This window comes from Streptomyces sp. NPDC003691, from assembly GCF_053981115.1.
The window spans coordinates 1-15,224 of record NZ_JBSFNQ010000050.1 but is presented as its reverse complement, the minus strand read 5'-3'; the positions used below and the strand labels follow the sequence as shown (position 1 = coordinate 15,224).

Sequence of the window (15,224 nt, the reverse complement as noted above, 5' to 3'; positions counted from 1 at the left end):
TCCCATTCCCCGGGCGCGTCCCTTCGGAGGCGGCTCGGGGCAGGGGCGACCGGTACCGGGACGGCCGCGGCGGGGACGGCCGGGCCCGGGGCAACCGGGGCAGGACGCGGAACGGCCGCGGCCGGGACGAGCGCGCCCGGGAACGACCGGGGCAGGGCGCGGGCGGACTACAGCCGCGTGATGTTGCGCTCGTAGACCAGACGGAGCCCGACCAGGGTGAGCCACGGCTCGTGCTCGTCGATCTCCGACGACTCCCCCAGCACCATCGGCGCCAGCCCGCCCGTCGCGATCACGGTGACCTCGTCGGGGTCCTGCGGGGACAGCTCGCGCTTCATCCGGTGCACCACGCCGTCGACCTGTCCCGCGAAGCCGTAGACGATGCCGGACTGCATGGCCTCGACGGTGTTCTTGCCGATGACGCTCCGCGGCCGGGCCAGTTCGATCTTGCGGAGCTGGGCGCCCTTGACGCCGAGCGCGTCCACCGAGATCTCGATGCCCGGGGCGATGACCCCGCCGACGTACTCCCCGCGCGCGCTGACCGCGTCGAACGTCGTCGCCGTACCGAAGTCGACGACGATCGCCGGACCGCCGTACAGCTCGACCGCCGCGACGGAGTTGATGATGCGGTCGGCACCGACCTCCTTGGGGTGGTCGGTGAGGACAGGCACACCGGTCTTGACGCCCGGCTCGACGAGGATGGCCGGCACGTCCCCGTAGTAGCGGCGGGTGACCTCCCGCAGCTCGTGGAGGACGGCGGGGACCGTCGAGCAGATGCAGATGCCCTCGATGCCGTCCCCCAGCTCCATCCCGAGCAGGGGGTGCATGCCCATCAGCCCCTGGAGGAGGACCGCCAGCTCGTCGGCGGTGCGGCGGGCGTCGGTGGAGATGCGCCAGTGCTCGACGATCTCCTCGCCGTCGAAGAGGCCCAGAACCATATGGGTGTTGCCGACATCGATGGTGAGCAGCATCAGGCACCGGCCTCACGGGGGTCCGCGGGGGCGTCGGCACCGGCCGGGGCGGGATCGGGTTCCCGCAGGTCGAGACCGATATCGAGGATGCGCGCCGAGTGGGTGAGCGCGCCCACCGCGAGATAGTCGACGCCGGTGTCCGCGTAGGCGCGGGCGTTGTCGAGGGTGAGGCGGCCGGAGGATTCCAGCGTCGCCCGGCCCGCGACCAGGGCCACGGCCTCCGCCGTCTGCTCCGGGGTGAAGTTGTCCAGGAGGATCAGGTCCGCGCCCGCCTCGACGACCTCCCGGACCTGGTCCAGGGTGTCGGCCTCGACCTCCACCGGCAGGCCGGGGAAGACGTCCCGTACGGCCTTGAACGCCTCGGCGATCCCGCCCGCCGCGACCACGTGGTTGTCCTTGACCAGGGCCGCGTCCGAGAGGGACATCCGGTGGTTGACCCCGCCGCCGCAGCGCACCGCGTACTTCTCCAGGGCGCGCAGTCCGGGCGTGGTCTTACGGGTGTCGCGGACCCTGGCGCCGGTGCCTTCCAGGGCGTCCGCCCAGGCGCGGGTGGCCGTCGCGATACCGGAGAGGCGGCAGAGGATGTTGAGGGCGCTGCGCTCGCCGGTGAGCAGTTCCCGGGTGCGGGTGGTGACCGAGAGGAGCTTCTGCCCGGCCTCGACGCGGTCGCCGTCGGCGACGTGCCGCTCGACCTCGAACTCGTCGGTGGCGACGATGGAGAGCACGGCCTCGGCGATCTGGATCCCCGCGACCGTGCCGGCCTCGCGGGCCGTGAAGTCGCCGGTGGCGACGGCGTCGGCGGGGACGGTGGCCGTGCTCGTCACGTCCAGCCCGCCGTCGAGGTCCTCGCTGAGCGCGAGATGTGCGATGTCCTCGACCTGGACGGGGTCGAGCCCGGCCTCGGCGAGCAGGACGGCGAGGGCGGGGTCCAGCCCGCACTCGTACATCTCGTCGTCCGGTCCGCCGTCCGCCGAGCCGCCGTGGCCGCAGCCGCAGGCGTCCCCGCAGCCGCCGCCCGCCGAGGCGGCGGTGCCGATCTGGATCAGGGGTACGTCCACGGGGACCGGACGTTCTTCGGGCGTGCTCACGGCTGGTGCTCCCTGGAGGATGTCGGGGGGAGAGCGGTGCTCTCGGTGCGGTGGACGACGAGCGTCCGGTCGGGGGCGAGACGGATCACCAGATGGCGCCGCCAGGCCGTGTCGTCGCGGTCGGGCCGGTCCTCCCGCCAGTGACAGCCGCGGGTCTCCTCGCGTTCCAGCGCGGCGGCGGTCAGGACCCGGGCGACGCAGAGGAGGTTGGTGGTCTCCCAGGCGTCAACACCGGGGACGGCGGGCTTGACCGTACCGGAGACCGTAGCGGAGGACGGGTCCGGGTACGGGCCGGAGCCGGAACCCGGTCCGGAATCGGGGCCGGGGGCGGAATCGGGGCCGGGGGCGGAATCGGGGGCCGGGGCGGCGGGAGCGGGGGCCGGGGCGGGGTGGCCGCCGGTTCCCGGTGCCGCGCGGCCGGGCGCGGGCTCGGCCTCGGCCCGGATCGCTTCGAGCGCGCGGGCCGCTTCCGTGAGGCTCGCGGCGGAGCGGAGGACACCCGCGCCGAGGGACATGATCCGCTGGATCCGGGGGCGGGCGCCGGGGTCGATCAGCGGGAGGACGGTCGGGGCGGCGGGGGGCGCCGCACCGGTGGTGCCGGTGGTGCCGGTGGTCCCGGCGCTGTCGGCGGTACCGGCCGTGTCCGGGGCCGTGTCCGGGGCGCTGTCCGGGGCCGTGGCCGTGTCCGTGGCGATGTCGGCGGCGATGCGCTCGGCGAAGACGAGGCCTTCGAGGAGGGAGTTCGAGGCGAGGCGGTTCGCGCCGTGAACGCCCGTACAGGCGACCTCCCCGCAGGCGTACAGACCGGGGACGGTGGTCCGGCCGTACGAATCGGTCCGGACGCCGCCGGAGGCGTAGTGCGCGGCGGGGGCGACGGGGATCGGTTCGGTGACGGGGTCGAAGCCGTGGGCCCGGCAGGCGGCCAGGATGGTCGGGAAGCGGTGCTCCCACATCTCCGCGCCGAAGTGGCGGGCGTCGAGGTACATGTGGTCGGCGCCCTGTTCGCGCATCCGCCGCATGATCGCCTTGGCGACGATGTCCCGGGGCGCCAGTTCGGCCAGCTCGTGCTGTCCGAGCATGAAGCGGGTGCCGGACGCGTCGACGAGATGGGCGCCCTCGCCCCGTACCGCTTCGGACACCAGCGGCTGCTGGCCCTCCGAGCCCGCGCCCAGGAAGAGCACGGTGGGGTGGAACTGGACGAACTCCAGGTCGGAGACCTCGGCTCCGGCGCGCAGGGCGAGCGCGACACCGTCGCCGGTGGAGACGGCGGGGTTGGTGGTGGCGGAGAAGATCTGGCCCATGCCGCCGGTGGCGAGGACGACCGCCGGGGCGCGGACGGCGCCGACGCCGTCGTGCTGGCCCTCGCCCATGACATGGAGGCTGATGCCCGCGGTCCGCCCGGCGGCGTCGGTGAGGAGGTCGAGCACCAGGGCGTTCTCGATGGTGCGCAGTCCGGCGGTACGGACCGCCTCGACCAGGGCGCGGGAGATCTCGGCGCCGGTCGCGTCGCCGCCCGCGTGGGCGATCCGGCGGCGGTGGTGGCCGCCCTCGCGGGTCAGTTCGATCTCGCCGGTCTCGGGGGAGGTGTCGAAGTGCGCGCCGGAGGCGATCAGTCTGCGGACGGCGTCCGGGCCCTCGGTGACGAGCAGCCGCACGGCCTCCTCGTCGCACAGGTCCGCGCCCGCGACCAGGGTGTCGGCGAGATGCTGCTCGGGGCTGTCGCCCTCACCGAGGGCGGCGGCTATGCCGCCCTGGGCCCAGCGGGTGGAGCCGTCGTCGAGCCGGGCCTTGGTGACGACGACGGTCGACAGGCCGGTGGCGGCACAGCGCAGGGCGGCGGTAAGTCCGGCGACGCCGGAGCCGACCACCACGACATCGGCGTCGATCGCCCAGCCGGGCGCGGGCGCGTCGAGCCGTATCCCGGGGGCGGGGGGCGCCGGGGGGCGGGGGCTGGCGGTCACGGGGTGGCTCCGAAGCTCAGCGGGATGTTGTCGATCAGCCGGGTGCTGCCGACTCTGGCGGCGACGGCGAGCACGGCCTCGCCCCGGTGGTCGTCGGGGACCTCGGTGAAGTCGGCGGGGTCGACGAGGGCCAGATAGTCGACGGTCAGCGGCGGGGTGGCGCGACCGGCGTCGTCGAGCACGGTACGGGCGGCGGCCCGGACCGCGTCGGCACCGCCGGGGCCCGCGTGGGCGACGGCCGCGGCATCGGCGGCGGCGCGGGCCTCGCCCATCTTCGACAGCGCCTCGGCCCGGGCCTGGGGGTGTTTGCCGGAGGCCGCTCTGGCATAGAGGGCCTGCTGGGCGGCGAGCCGGTCGCGGGCGGCGAACAGCGCGGCGGACAGGGCGAGCGCGGTGTGCCGCTCGGCGGCGGAGAGATAGCGGTTACGGCTCGACAGCGCCAGGCCGTCGGCCTCCCGGACCGTCTCCACCCCGCCGATCTCCACGGGGAAGTCGAGATCGTGGGCCATCCGGCGGATCAGCGCCAGCTGCTGGGCGTCCTTCTGGCCGAAGAGGGCCACCTCGGGGCGGGTGAGCTGGAGGAGCTTGGCGACGACGGTCAGCATGCCGTCGAAGTGTCCGGGCCTGCTGGCGCCTTCGAGGCGCTCGCCCATCGGGCCCGCGGTGATCCGGACCTCCGGCCGGCCGCCGGGATACATCTCGGCGGCGGAGGGGGCGAAGACGGCGTCCGCGCCGGCCGCGGCCGCGACCACCAGATCGGCGGCGAGGGTGCGGGGGTAGCGGTCGAGGTCCTCGCCCACGCCGAACTGGAGGGGGTTCACAAAGACGGTGACGACGACCCGGCCGCCCGCACCGGCCCGGGACCTGGCGGTGCGGACCAGGGTGGCGTGGCCCTCGTGGAGGGCGCCCATGGTCATGACGACGGCGGTACGGGGGGCGGGGGCGGCGTTGTACGCGGCCAGCTCCGCCTTGGTCCGGAGCAGGACAAGGCCCTCGGGCACCTCGGGCACGGTCTGTGTCCCGGGTGCCGTGGGTGCCGTGGGTGCAGTGGGTGCAGTGGGTGCAGTGGGTGCAGTGGGTGCCGTGGATGCCTCGGGGGCCCTGAGGGTCCCGGGAGCCTCGGGGGCCGTCGGTGACTCGGCGGGGGTCCGGCCGGGGTCGCGGCTCATGGGCGCTCGCCCTCCTGCCCGTCGCGGTCCTCCCGGCCGCCGTCGCGGTGGTCCCGGCCGTCGGCCAGCACACCGAGCAGGTCCTCGGCCAGTTCGGGCTTGAGCAGTCCGTGCGCCAGGGCGCGGTCCGCGGTGGTGCGGGCCATCGCCAGATAACCGGCGACCGTCCCCGGGGCGTGCTTGCGCAACTCCGCGACATGCGCCGCGACCGTACCGGCGTCACCGCGGGCGACGGGCCCGGTAAGAGCCGCGTCACCCGAGCGCAGGGCATTGTCGAGGGCGGCACCGAGCAGGGGGCCGAGCATCCGGTCGGGGGCGGCGACACCCGCGGCACGGAGCAGCTCCATCGACTGGGCCACCAGGGTGACCAGGTGGTTCGCGCCCAGCGCGAGCGCGGCGTGGTAGAGCGGACGGGCCTGCTCGGCGATCCACTCGGGCTCGCCGCCCATCTCGATGACCAGCGCCTCGGCGGCCAGCCGCAGCTGCTCGGGCGCGGTCACCCCGAAGGAGCAGCCCGCCAGCCGCTGGACGTCCACGGCGGTGCCGGTGAAGGTCATCGCCGGATGGAGGGCGAGCGGGAGCGCTCCGGCCCGGGTCGCCGGGTCGAGCACCGCGGTGCCGTACCGGCCGGAGGTGTGGACGAGGAGCTGACCGGGGCGGACGGCGCTGGTGCCGACCAGTCCTTCGACCAGCGCGGGCAGCGCGTCGTCCGGGACGGTCAGCAGGACCAGCTCGGCGCGGGCGAGCACCTCGGCGGGCGGGACCAGCGGAACGTCGGGGAGCAGCTCCGCGGCTCGGCGCCGGGAGGCGTCCGAGACTCCGGAGACCGCGACGGGACGGTGTCCGGCGAGGCGGAGAGCGGCGGCGAGCGGGGGTCCGACCCGGCCTGCGCCGACGACGCCCACGGTCAGCCGGGCGGGGCGGTCGCGGGGGTCGGGCGGTTGCTGCTGGGGGGCTGAAGCGTTCACGCGGTGGGGCCTTCCGTTCCAGTCCGCGGGGGGTACCGGACGATGTTCCGTCATGCTACGCCAGCCCTGTCGGCGCCCCTCCGGTTGTCCACAGGCGAGTTATCCACAGGCGTGGACGGTGATTGCGGACTGGTGAATCATCGAAGTGATCGCGAACGGCCCGGCGGCGGATCCGCCGGGATCCGGGTGGACGCGCCGTGTCGACGCGCCGTGTCCGCGCGGGCTCGCACTGATCTGGACGGGGGTCTCGGAAGTGCCGGACGACAAGGATCTTCAAGCTCGGCGGCGGGCCGCCTGGCGGGCGGCGGAGCGTACGCTCTGCCGCCGCCCCGTGGAGCTGACGATGGGCGAGCATCTCGCGGCGCTGTCGGCCGCGGCGGGCGGGGTGACCGACCTGGACACCCGTCCCGACTGGTACGGCGACGGGGTGGTCGGGGAGCTGGAGGAGCGGGTGGCCGGGCTGCTGGGGCTGCCCGCCGCGGTCTTCTTCCCGACGGGCACGATGGCGCAGCAGGTCGCGCTGCGCTGCTGGGCCGGGCGGACGGGCAGCCCGGTGGTGGCGCTGCATCCGATGTCCCATCCCGAGCTGCACGAGCGGGACGCGTTCCAGGTGCTGAGCGGGCTGCGCACGGTGCATCCGACGGCGGAGCCCCGGCTGCCGACGGCCGGGGAGGTCCGTGATTTCGAGGAGCCGTTCGGGGCCCTGATGCTGGAGCTGCCGCTGCGGGACGCCGGGTTCGTCCTGCCGTCCTGGGAGGAGCTGGCGGAGGTCACCGCGGCGGCCCGCGAGCGGGACGCGGTGGTCCACTTCGACGGGGCGCGGCTGTGGGAGTGCCCGCCGCACTTCGGCCGCCCGCTGCACGAGATCGCGGCCCTCGCCGACAGTGTGTACGTGTCGTTCTACAAGTCGCTGGGCGGTTTCTCGGGCGCGGCACTGGCGGGCCCGGAGGAGCTGGCCGCGGAGGCCCGGGCCTGGCGCCACCGCTACGGGGGCACGCTGTTCCAGCAGTTCCCGGCGGCGCTCGCGGCGCTCGTCGGTCTGGAGCGGGAGCTGCCGAAGCTCCCCTCGTACGTGGCCCGGGCCAAGATGGTCGCGGCCGCCCTGACGGCTGCCTTCGCGGAGTCGCCCGCGCCCTGGTTCCGGGTCCACCCGGGCATACCGCACACCCATCAGTTCACGGTGCTGCTGCCCTACCCGGCGGAGGTGCTCCTCGCCGCCTCCCTCGCCCAGTCGGAGGAGAGCGGGACGACCCTCTTCCACTTCTGGTCCGACGAGCCCCGGGTGCCGGGGGTGTCGGCGGCCGAGGTGACGGTCACCGGGGCGGGCCTGGAGTGGACGGAGACCGATGTGAAGGAGGCGGTGGCGGACTTCATGACCCGGGTGGTCCGGGAAGCCGCGGGCCGGCCGGCCGGGCTGAGCGGATGCGGGCGGGCAGGCAGGCGGGCAGGCGGCTGAGCGGATGCGGGTGGTTCAGCCGTTCGGTCCGCGAAGGCCGCGGCCCGCCATCCAGATGGTGAGTCCGCGGGCGATGTCGTCGGGGTCGGACGAGACGGTGACCTCGTGCTCGTTGCGCCCGCTGTCGCGCCGGACGACCTCGTAGACGTTCCCCTTCGCCGTGCCCACCAGGGTCACCGTGGCGGACCAGGCCGGGGCGGGCCCGTCGGGCCGGATATGGAGGAAGGTGTTCCCGGACTCGTCGAGGTCGCCGATCATCATGAACAGCGCGTCTTCCGACGGGTCGGCGATCCGGTCCCCGTTCTCGCTGTCGGCCCCGTAGTAGTCGGCATCCATCCGTATCTCCCCTGATCTCTCGGGCCGTGTCCGACCCCGCCCACCGGTCCCGGCCGCGGCCAGCATGGCACGCCCGTCCGACAGGCCCGCCGCGCCGGGCGGGCCCGCGGCCGGAGCCGCGGGACCGGGGCGGCCGTTGAACAGCGCCTCGCGGGTCGTACGGCCGTCCCGCCCGGACGGGCTGCGGACCCCGCGCACCCCGGGCCCCGTACGGACCCGTCCCGTACGGGACCCGGGGTGCGCTCACCCCGGCTCCCCCCGGCCGCGCCGTCCCGCCCAGCGCTCCCGCAGGGAGCGTCTCCGGCGGCGGGGCAGGGCGGCCTGGGAGACGAGTTCGCGAGCGGCCTGCCAGTCGAGGGTGCCCGGGCGGGGCGGGATACGGGTGCCGTGGCCGGTGGCCCGATAGCTGTCGATCATGTGCTGGTGGAGTGCGTTCATGTCCTTCACGCTCCGCCCGTCCCCGCACCGCCGTCACGTCGATTGACGACCCCCGTCAACCGTTGTCCGGGCCGTCCGGCGGCCCCGCAGAATGGGGTGCGTGAGCGTCACCATCGACATCGCCGGGCTGCCCCGGGAGCACATCGCCTTCGAGATATCCCCCCTCGCGGAGCTGGGGATGGCCCTGCACGCACTGTCCACGCCCGGGCACCATCCGGGGCTCCACGGCTGGGTGACCGCCACCGCCGCCGGGCTCTCCCCCGATCTCGCGGACCGTCTCCACGAGGCCGGGTTCCTCTGGCAGACCACCCACTCCGATGTGCTGATGCCCTTCGCCGGGCTGCTGTCCACCCCGCGGCGGCCGGGGGCGGTGCTCGCCGAGGAGCTGGACCTGATGGACCGGCTCGACGACGAGCGGTTCGCCGGTGCCGCCCTCGACTTCACCTGCGGTATGTCGTACGGGAAGGGCGGCGATGTGCTGGGCGATCCGGTGTACCGGGACCGGACCCTGGCGCTGGCCGCCGCCCGCGGGCCCCAGGTGCTGGCCGCCGCCCGGCAGCTGCTGGGCGACCTCCCGGCCTTCCGGGCCTGGCTGCGCAGGCTGCTGGAGGACTGCGACGAGGCGTTCTTCGCGGACGCCTGGCGCCGGGTGGCGCCGCAGCTCGCGGCTGACGCCCGGCACAAGGCGGAGATCCTGCGCCACAAGGGCCTCGCCGAGGCGCTGCACACGGTGTCGCCCGCGGTCTCGGTGGACGAGGGCCTGACCCGGATCACCGTCGACAAGCTCGTCTCCGGCCGGACCACGGCGGTGGACCCGGCCGTCGGCACCGGGCTGACGCTCGTCCCCTCGGCCTTCGGCCGGCCCCATCTGCTGGTGCTGCACGCACCCGCCTGGCGGCCGGTGATCCTCTACCCGGTCGGCGGGGGCGCCGAATTCACCGGGCCGGGCTCCGTCGAGCTGCTGAAGCTCCGGATGGAGGCCCTCGCGCACCCCATGCGCATCCAGCTCTGCCGCAATCTGGCCCGCACCCCGTACACCACCAGCGAGCTGGCCGAGGCGCACGGCATCACCGCTCCCGAGGTCTCCCGGCATCTGGCCGTACTGAAGAAGGCCGGGGTGATCACCACCCGGCGCCGGGGCCGCTATGTGCTGCACCAGCTCGATGTGGCCGTCGTCGCCAGGCTGGGCAGCGACTTCCTGGAGGCCGTACTCCGCTGAGGAGCGCCGCGGAAGCCGCCGGTCACCGGTCACCCGTCGCCGGTCGCCCGTCGCCGGTCGCCGGTCGCCGGTCGCCGGTCGCCGGTCGCCGGTCGCCGGTCGCCGGTCAGACGATGCGGATATGCCGCAGGCCCGTCCAGGCCTTGCGCAGCCGGTGGGTCAGCGGGCCGTCCGTGTTCGGCCGCAGCGTCAGCCCGGCGGCGGCCGCGATCCGGTCGGCGACCTGCGGCACCCCGATCGCGTCGGTCCGGATGTGCTCGGCGAACAGCGGATCCCGCAGCCCGTCCAGACAGCGGTCGAGCATGCCCACGGCGAAGCTCTCGCTCTTCAGCCCCCGCCCGAGACCGCGCTCCCGCAGCCGCCGGAGGACCGTCTCCCGCTCCGCGAGCAGCGCGAAGTGGTGCACCTCGTGCCCGGCCTCGCGCAGTCTGCCGACCGTCTCGCGGAAGTAGCGCGGCTCGACCACCGTCATGGGGGTGATGACGGTGCCGGGATACTCCCGCAGCGTCCGGTCGAGGGCCTCGAACACTCCCTGGCGCCAGGCCGGGTAGTCCTGGAAGTCGGCGCGTACGGACCGGGGGGTCATCCCGTGCAGCCCGAAGCCCACCCGCTCGGGGTCGGAGACGAAGCTGCCGGGCAGCCGGCGCCGCAGCTCGAAAGCGGTCTGGGTCTTGCCGCCCCCGAAGGGCCCGTTGATCCACAGCAGCATGCCCCCGACCCTAAGCCCGGCGCCCCGCCCCGGGGCCGGATCCGGGCAGCCGGGGTCCCAGCGGCCGGGGTCTCAGCGGGTCGGGCCGCCGCCCGCGCGGACCAGGCCGGACTCGTAGGCCAGCACCACCACCTGGACCCGGTCCCGCAGGCCCAGCTTGGTCAGGATCCGGCCGACATGCGTCTTCACGGTGGCCTCGGAGAGCACCAGCCGGGCCGCGATCTCGCCGTTCGACATGCCCTGCGCGACAAGCAGCATCACCTCGCGCTCGCGGTCGGTGAGCCGGTCCAGGTCCTTGTTGGCGGGCTCGGCCCCGCGGCTCGGCAGCATGGGCGAGAACCGGTCCAGCAGCCGTCGTGTGGTCGAGGGCGCGACCACCGCGTCCCCGCTGTGCACGGAGCGGATCGCCGCCAGCAGCTCTCCCGGCGGTACGTCCTTGAGCATGAACCCGCTGGCCCCGGCCTTCAGCCCGGAGAACGCGTACTCGTCGAGGTCGAAGGTGGTCAGGATCAGCACCTTGGGCGCGTTCGGCTCGGCACAGATCCGCCGGGTGGCCTCCACCCCGTCCAGCCTCGGCATCCGGACGTCCATCAGGACCACGTCGACGGCGGTGGCGCGGAGGATGTCGATCGCCTCGGCCCCGTCCCCCGCCTCCGCGACGACCTCCATATCGGGCTGGGCGGCGAGCACCATCCGGAATCCGGTCCGCAGCAGTACCTGGTCGTCGACGAGCATCACCCGGATGGACATGTCTGAAGGATCCTCTATCTGTAGTGAGCCGTCGTGCTCTTCTGTCTGTCGCCGGCCGGTGCGGTGCTTGGCCGGTGCGGTGCCGGTACCGGGGCGGGCCGGTGCGGCGCCCCGGCCGGGCCGGCCGGTCAGGCCGTCCTGAGGGGGAGCAGCGCGCTGATCCGGAAGCCCCCGCCGGGGCGCGGCCCGGCGTCCAGCGTGCCGCCGACCATACCGACGCGTTCGCGCATACCGATGAGCCCGTGGCCCTGTCCGTCCGCGCCGCCGTCCTCGTACAGCTCGTGCGTCGCACCGCGGCCGTCGTCCTCGACGAGCAGCCCGAGTCCGTCGTCGAAGTAGACCAGCCGGACGCTGGCCCCCACCTCGGGGCCGCCGTGCTTGCGGGTGTTCGTCAGGGCTTCCTGGACGATGCGGTACGCCGTCAGCTCGACGCCGCTCGGCAGTTGCCGCGGCGTCCCCTCGATCTTGAAGTCGACCGTCAGGCCCGATCGGCGGACCTGTTCGACCAGGTCTTCGATCTGCCCGACATCGGGCTGCGGCACATACTCCCCGCCCTCCGGGTCGTCGCCGGTGCGCAGTACGCCGAGCAGCCGCCGCATCTCCGCCAGCGCCTGGCGGCCGGTGGTGGAGATGGTCTCCAGGGCCTGCTTGGCCTGGTCGGGGGCGGCGTCCAGGACATAGGCGGCGCCGTCGGCCTGGACCACCATCACGGAGACGTTGTGCGCGACGACATCGTGCAGTTCCCGGGCGATCCGGGCCCGCTCGGCGGCCACCGCGACCTTGGACTGCGCTTCGCGCTCCTTCTCCAGCCGGTGGGCCCGCTCCTCCAGCTGGGCGAAGTAGGCGCGCCGGGTCCTGACCGAGTCGCCGAGGACCCAGGCGAGGGCGAACGGCACCGTCAGGATGATGGTGAAGAAGATCTGGCCGAGGGCGGTGGTGTCCGGCTGCGGCCAGCGGATCTGAGCGAAAGTGGCCGCGCTCAATCCGCCGATCAGGGCGAACCGGGAGGCCCAGCGCAGACCGGACTGGGCCGCGACGGTGTAGATGATCACCAGCATGGCGAAGTTGCCGGGGCCCAGGGGGACACCGGTCACCAGCTGGACGACACCGATGACGGCGGCGAGCACCAGCATCTTCTCCGGGGCCCGGCGGCGGAGCGCCACCACGACGCCCATCCCCAGCCCCAGAGGCAGAATCAGCCATGACTGCTCGCCCGGGCCGACCGGGTCGGCCCACGCCAGAACCGAAAACCCCAGGAGGACGACGGCCCAGAAGGCGTCGACGCCCGTGGGGTGTCTGCGGAGGAAGTCATAGAGACGCTGCACGTAACCCAGCGTAGGGAAGACCGACAGGTGTAGGGGTCAACCGCCAGAGCGATCCCGGCTGTGAGGACATACTCCGCAAGGTGGAGACTGCTGGTCGTGGCGGACGAGGAGACGATCGGTATGGCGGACGATTCCCCTGGTCGGAGCCGTGCGGGCCGGACGGCTGAGCGGGCCGGGCGGGCGGCGGTCGCTCCGGCCGCCCGGGACGGCGGTGACTGTGGTGACCGGTGACAGTGGTGACCAAAGAGAGACCCGGCCGGTGAGCGCCGGCGAAGGCGGATGTCACCCGGAAGAAAGCCGGACCCCGGGGACGGCGGGCCGGGCCTCCGGGGACGGGCCGGCCGGTGCCCCGCCGGGGGATGCCTCCGGCGGTCCCCGGGACGGCTCCCCGGGCCCCGGGGAGCCGGGAGAACCCGCGGCGGACCGGGCCGCCGCCGGAGGCGGCTGGGCCACCTGGCGGGAGGCCACCGAGCGGGCCCTGTACGGCGCGCCCGGCGGGTTCTATCTGCGGCCCGAGGGGCCCGCGGGGCACTTCCGGACCTCCGTGCACGCCTCGCCGCTCTTCGCGTCCGCCGTGGCCCGGCTCCTGGTGGAGACGGCCGCCGCGCTGGACCCCGCCGCCGGTCCGCCCGCCTTCGTCGACCTGGGCGCGGGCCGGGGCGAGCTGGTCACCGGGGTGCTGGCGGCGCTCCCCGAGGGCTTCGCGGTACGGGCGTACGCAGTGGAGCTGGCGCCCCGGCCCGCGGGGCTGGATCCGCGGATCGTCTGGACGGACACGCCGCCCGAGGGGGTGAGCGGGCTGCTCTTCGCGAACGAGTGGCTCGACAATGTGCCCGTCGACATCGCCGAGACCGGTGAGGACGGCGTACCGCGGCTGGTCCTGGTCCGCGCCGACGGCGGCGAGCGGCCCGGCCCGCCCGTCACCGGCCCGGACGCCGACTGGCTGGACCGCTGGTGGCCGCCGGAGGGGCCCGGGTCGCGGGCCGAGATCGGCCGCCCGCGCGACGAGGCGTGGGCGGCGGCCGTCGGGACCCTGCGCGCCGGTCTCGCGGTCGCGGTCGACTACGGGCACCTCGCGGGGGCCCGGCCCCCGTACGGCACCCTGACGGGATTCCGCGCGGGGCGCGAGGTGCCCCCGGTACCGGACGGCAGCTGCGATCTGACCTCGCACGTCGCCCTGGACGCCTGCGCCCTGCCCGGGGCCCGGCTCACCACCCAGCGCGAGGCCCTGGCCGGTCTTGGCATCACCGCGGCCCGGCCGCCGCTGGCGCTGGCCTCCGCGGATCCCGGGGCGTATCTGCGGGCGCTGTCGGCGGCTGGGGAGGCGGCGGAGCTGCTTGCCCGCGGCGGTCTCGGCGACTTCCTCTGGCTGCGGCAGCCCGTACCCCCGCCGTCCGGGGCCGGGGCGGGACCGGAACGGAGCACGGAACGGGCCGGGGGCGGGCTCGCGGATCGGGCCGGGTGACCGGCCGGGGAAGGGACCAGGGAGGGGACCGGGGAATGCCCCCGGCGGGCGGCCTGGGAACCGGGAAAGGCCGTGGCGCGCGGCGGGAGATACTGAGCGCATGACGGAGACGACGTTCAGCCTCGGCGGGACCGCGGAAAGCACCGACATGGTGCTCAACATCGGGCCCCAGCATCCGTCCACCCACGGGGTGCTCCGGCTCCGCCTCGTACTGGACGGCGAGATCGTCCAGCAGGCCGAACCCGTCGTCGGCTATATGCACCGCGGTGCCGAGAAGCTCTTCGAGGCCCGCGACTACCGGCAGATCATCATGCTGGCCAACCGCCACGACTGGCTGTCGGCGTTCTCGAACGAGCTGGGCGTCGTGATGGCCGTGGAGCGGATGCTCGGCATGGAGGTGCCGGAGCGCGCGGTCTGGATCCGGACCCTGCTGGCCGAGCTGAACCGGGTGCTCAACCATCTGATGTTCCTCGGCTCCTACCCGCTGGAGCTGGGCGGCATCACGCCCGTCTTCCATGCCTTCCGGGAGCGCGAGGAGCTCCAGACCGTGATGGAGGAGGTCTCCGGCGGCCGGATGCACTACATGTTCAACCGGGTCGGCGGGCTCAAGGAGGACCTGCCGGCGGGCTGGGCGGGCCGGGTGCGGGCGGCGGTGGCCGATGTCCGGTCCCGGATGGACGTCTACGACAAGCTGGTGCTCGGCAACGAGATCTTCCGGGGCCGTACCCGGGGCGTCGGGGTGCTCGGCGCGGACGCGGTGCACGCGTACGGGGTCAGCGGGCCGATCGCCCGGGCCTCGGGTGTCGACTTCGACCTCCGGCGGGACGAGCCCTATCTGGCGTACGGGGAGCTGGCGGACACCCTGAAGGTCGTGACCAGGGCCGAAGGCGACTGCCTGGCCCGTTTCGAGGTACTGCTGGACCAGACGCACAACTCCCTGGACCTGGCCGACGCCTGTCTGGACCGGCTCGCCGGTCTGCCGCCGGGGCCGGTCAACCAGCGGCTGCCGAAGGTGCTGAAGGCGCCCGAGGGCCATACGTACGCCTGGACGGAGAACCCCCTCGGGATCAACGGCTACTACCTGGTCTCCAAGGGCGAGAAGACGCCGTACCGGCTGAAGCTGCGTTCGGCCTCGTACAACAACATCCAGGCGCTGGCCGTACTGCTGCCGGGGACGCTGGTCGCCGACATGGTGGCGATCCTGGGGTCGCTGTTCTTCGTCGTCGGCGACATCGACAAGTAGCGCGGCCGGACACGGAACAGCGGCGGGGCCCCGGACCAGGCCAGCAGCGCCCCCAGATGCTGGTCCTCCAGCGACGACTGGCCGGTGGCCCAGTGCCGGTTCAGCAGGTCCGTCGCGGCGACGAGCAGG

Annotated in this window: 14 protein-coding genes; 4 read left to right on the top strand and 10 right to left on the bottom strand. The window is 74.3% G+C overall.

What is annotated here, in order from left to right; genetic code table 11:
- Window positions 1–167 precede the first annotated feature (167 nt).
- Genes ACWDR0_RS22640 through ACWDR0_RS22620 form a run of 5 tightly spaced genes read right to left on the bottom strand, consistent with a single transcriptional unit; the run spans window position 168 to window position 6,208 of the window.
- Entirely contained in the window at window positions 168–968 is an 801-nt protein-coding gene (locus tag ACWDR0_RS22640) for a type III pantothenate kinase (RefSeq protein ID WP_456353546.1), read from the bottom strand.
- On the bottom strand, window positions 968–2,056 hold the full coding sequence (gene nadC / locus ACWDR0_RS22635) for a carboxylating nicotinate-nucleotide diphosphorylase (protein ID WP_456353545.1): 1,089 nt from the start codon (window positions 2,054–2,056) through the stop codon (window positions 968–970). Before nadC ends, ACWDR0_RS22640 begins: the two co-directional genes overlap by 1 nt.
- A complete protein-coding gene (locus ACWDR0_RS22630) occupies window positions 2,053–4,017 on the bottom strand; it encodes an L-aspartate oxidase (protein ID WP_456353544.1) in 1,965 nt (654 codons plus the stop codon). The genes nadC and ACWDR0_RS22630 overlap by 4 nt, the downstream gene beginning before the upstream one ends.
- Window positions 4,014–5,186: a pantoate--beta-alanine ligase gene (gene panC, locus ACWDR0_RS22625; protein ID WP_456353543.1), complete on the bottom strand. Its 1,173-nt coding sequence runs from the start codon at window positions 5,184–5,186 to the stop codon at window positions 4,014–4,016. Before panC ends, ACWDR0_RS22630 begins: the two co-directional genes overlap by 4 nt.
- On the bottom strand, window positions 5,183–6,208 hold the full coding sequence (locus ACWDR0_RS22620) for a Rossmann-like and DUF2520 domain-containing protein (RefSeq protein WP_456353542.1): 1,026 nt from the start codon (window positions 6,206–6,208) through the stop codon (window positions 5,183–5,185). The genes panC and ACWDR0_RS22620 overlap by 4 nt, the downstream gene beginning before the upstream one ends.
- Before the next feature lie 199 nt (window positions 6,209–6,407).
- Here ACWDR0_RS22620 and ACWDR0_RS22615 point away from each other — a divergent pair, with 199 nt between their 5' ends.
- Window positions 6,408–7,610: a threonine aldolase family protein gene (locus tag ACWDR0_RS22615; protein ID WP_456353541.1), complete on the top strand. Its 1,203-nt coding sequence runs from the start codon at window positions 6,408–6,410 to the stop codon at window positions 7,608–7,610.
- Between the two features lie 15 nt (window positions 7,611–7,625).
- Here the strand turns inward: ACWDR0_RS22615 and ACWDR0_RS22610 are convergent, their stop codons facing one another.
- On the bottom strand, window positions 7,626–7,946 hold the full coding sequence (locus ACWDR0_RS22610) for a hypothetical protein (protein ID WP_456353540.1): 321 nt from the start codon (window positions 7,944–7,946) through the stop codon (window positions 7,626–7,628).
- 243 nt (window positions 7,947–8,189) lie between these two features.
- Window positions 8,190–8,384, bottom strand: coding sequence for a hypothetical protein (locus ACWDR0_RS22605; RefSeq protein ID WP_456353539.1), 195 nt, complete (start codon window positions 8,382–8,384; stop codon window positions 8,190–8,192).
- Between the two features lie 91 nt (window positions 8,385–8,475).
- Between ACWDR0_RS22605 and ACWDR0_RS22600 the strand changes: the two genes are divergently transcribed.
- The gene (locus ACWDR0_RS22600; RefSeq protein WP_456353538.1) at window positions 8,476–9,603 is read left to right on the top strand and encodes a DUF5937 family protein; all 1,128 of its coding nucleotides are present in this window, start codon (window positions 8,476–8,478) and stop codon (window positions 9,601–9,603) included.
- A 106-nt stretch (window positions 9,604–9,709) separates the two neighbouring features.
- On the opposite strand, the gene ACWDR0_RS22595 is transcribed toward ACWDR0_RS22600, so the two are convergent.
- The 3 genes from ACWDR0_RS22595 to ACWDR0_RS22585 all read right to left on the bottom strand — a co-directional run bounded on the left by ACWDR0_RS22595 (window position 9,710) and on the right by ACWDR0_RS22585 (window position 12,387).
- A complete protein-coding gene (locus ACWDR0_RS22595) occupies window positions 9,710–10,312 on the bottom strand; it encodes an AAA family ATPase (RefSeq protein WP_456353537.1) in 603 nt (200 codons plus the stop codon).
- 72 nt (window positions 10,313–10,384) lie between these two features.
- On the bottom strand, window positions 10,385–11,062 hold the full coding sequence (locus tag ACWDR0_RS22590; RefSeq protein WP_456353536.1) for a response regulator transcription factor: 678 nt from the start codon (window positions 11,060–11,062) through the stop codon (window positions 10,385–10,387).
- Window positions 11,063–11,190: 128 nt separating this feature from the next.
- Window positions 11,191–12,387, bottom strand: coding sequence for a sensor histidine kinase (locus tag ACWDR0_RS22585; protein ID WP_456353535.1), 1,197 nt, complete (start codon window positions 12,385–12,387; stop codon window positions 11,191–11,193).
- Between the two features lie 478 nt (window positions 12,388–12,865).
- Between ACWDR0_RS22585 and ACWDR0_RS22580 the strand changes: the two genes are divergently transcribed.
- Entirely contained in the window at window positions 12,866–13,852 is a 987-nt protein-coding gene (locus ACWDR0_RS22580) for an SAM-dependent methyltransferase (RefSeq protein WP_456353578.1), read from the top strand.
- A gap of 100 nt (window positions 13,853–13,952) precedes the next feature.
- Window positions 13,953–15,095, top strand: coding sequence for an NADH-quinone oxidoreductase subunit D (locus ACWDR0_RS22575; protein ID WP_456353534.1), 1,143 nt, complete (start codon window positions 13,953–13,955; stop codon window positions 15,093–15,095).
- Window positions 15,096–15,224 lie beyond the last annotated feature (129 nt).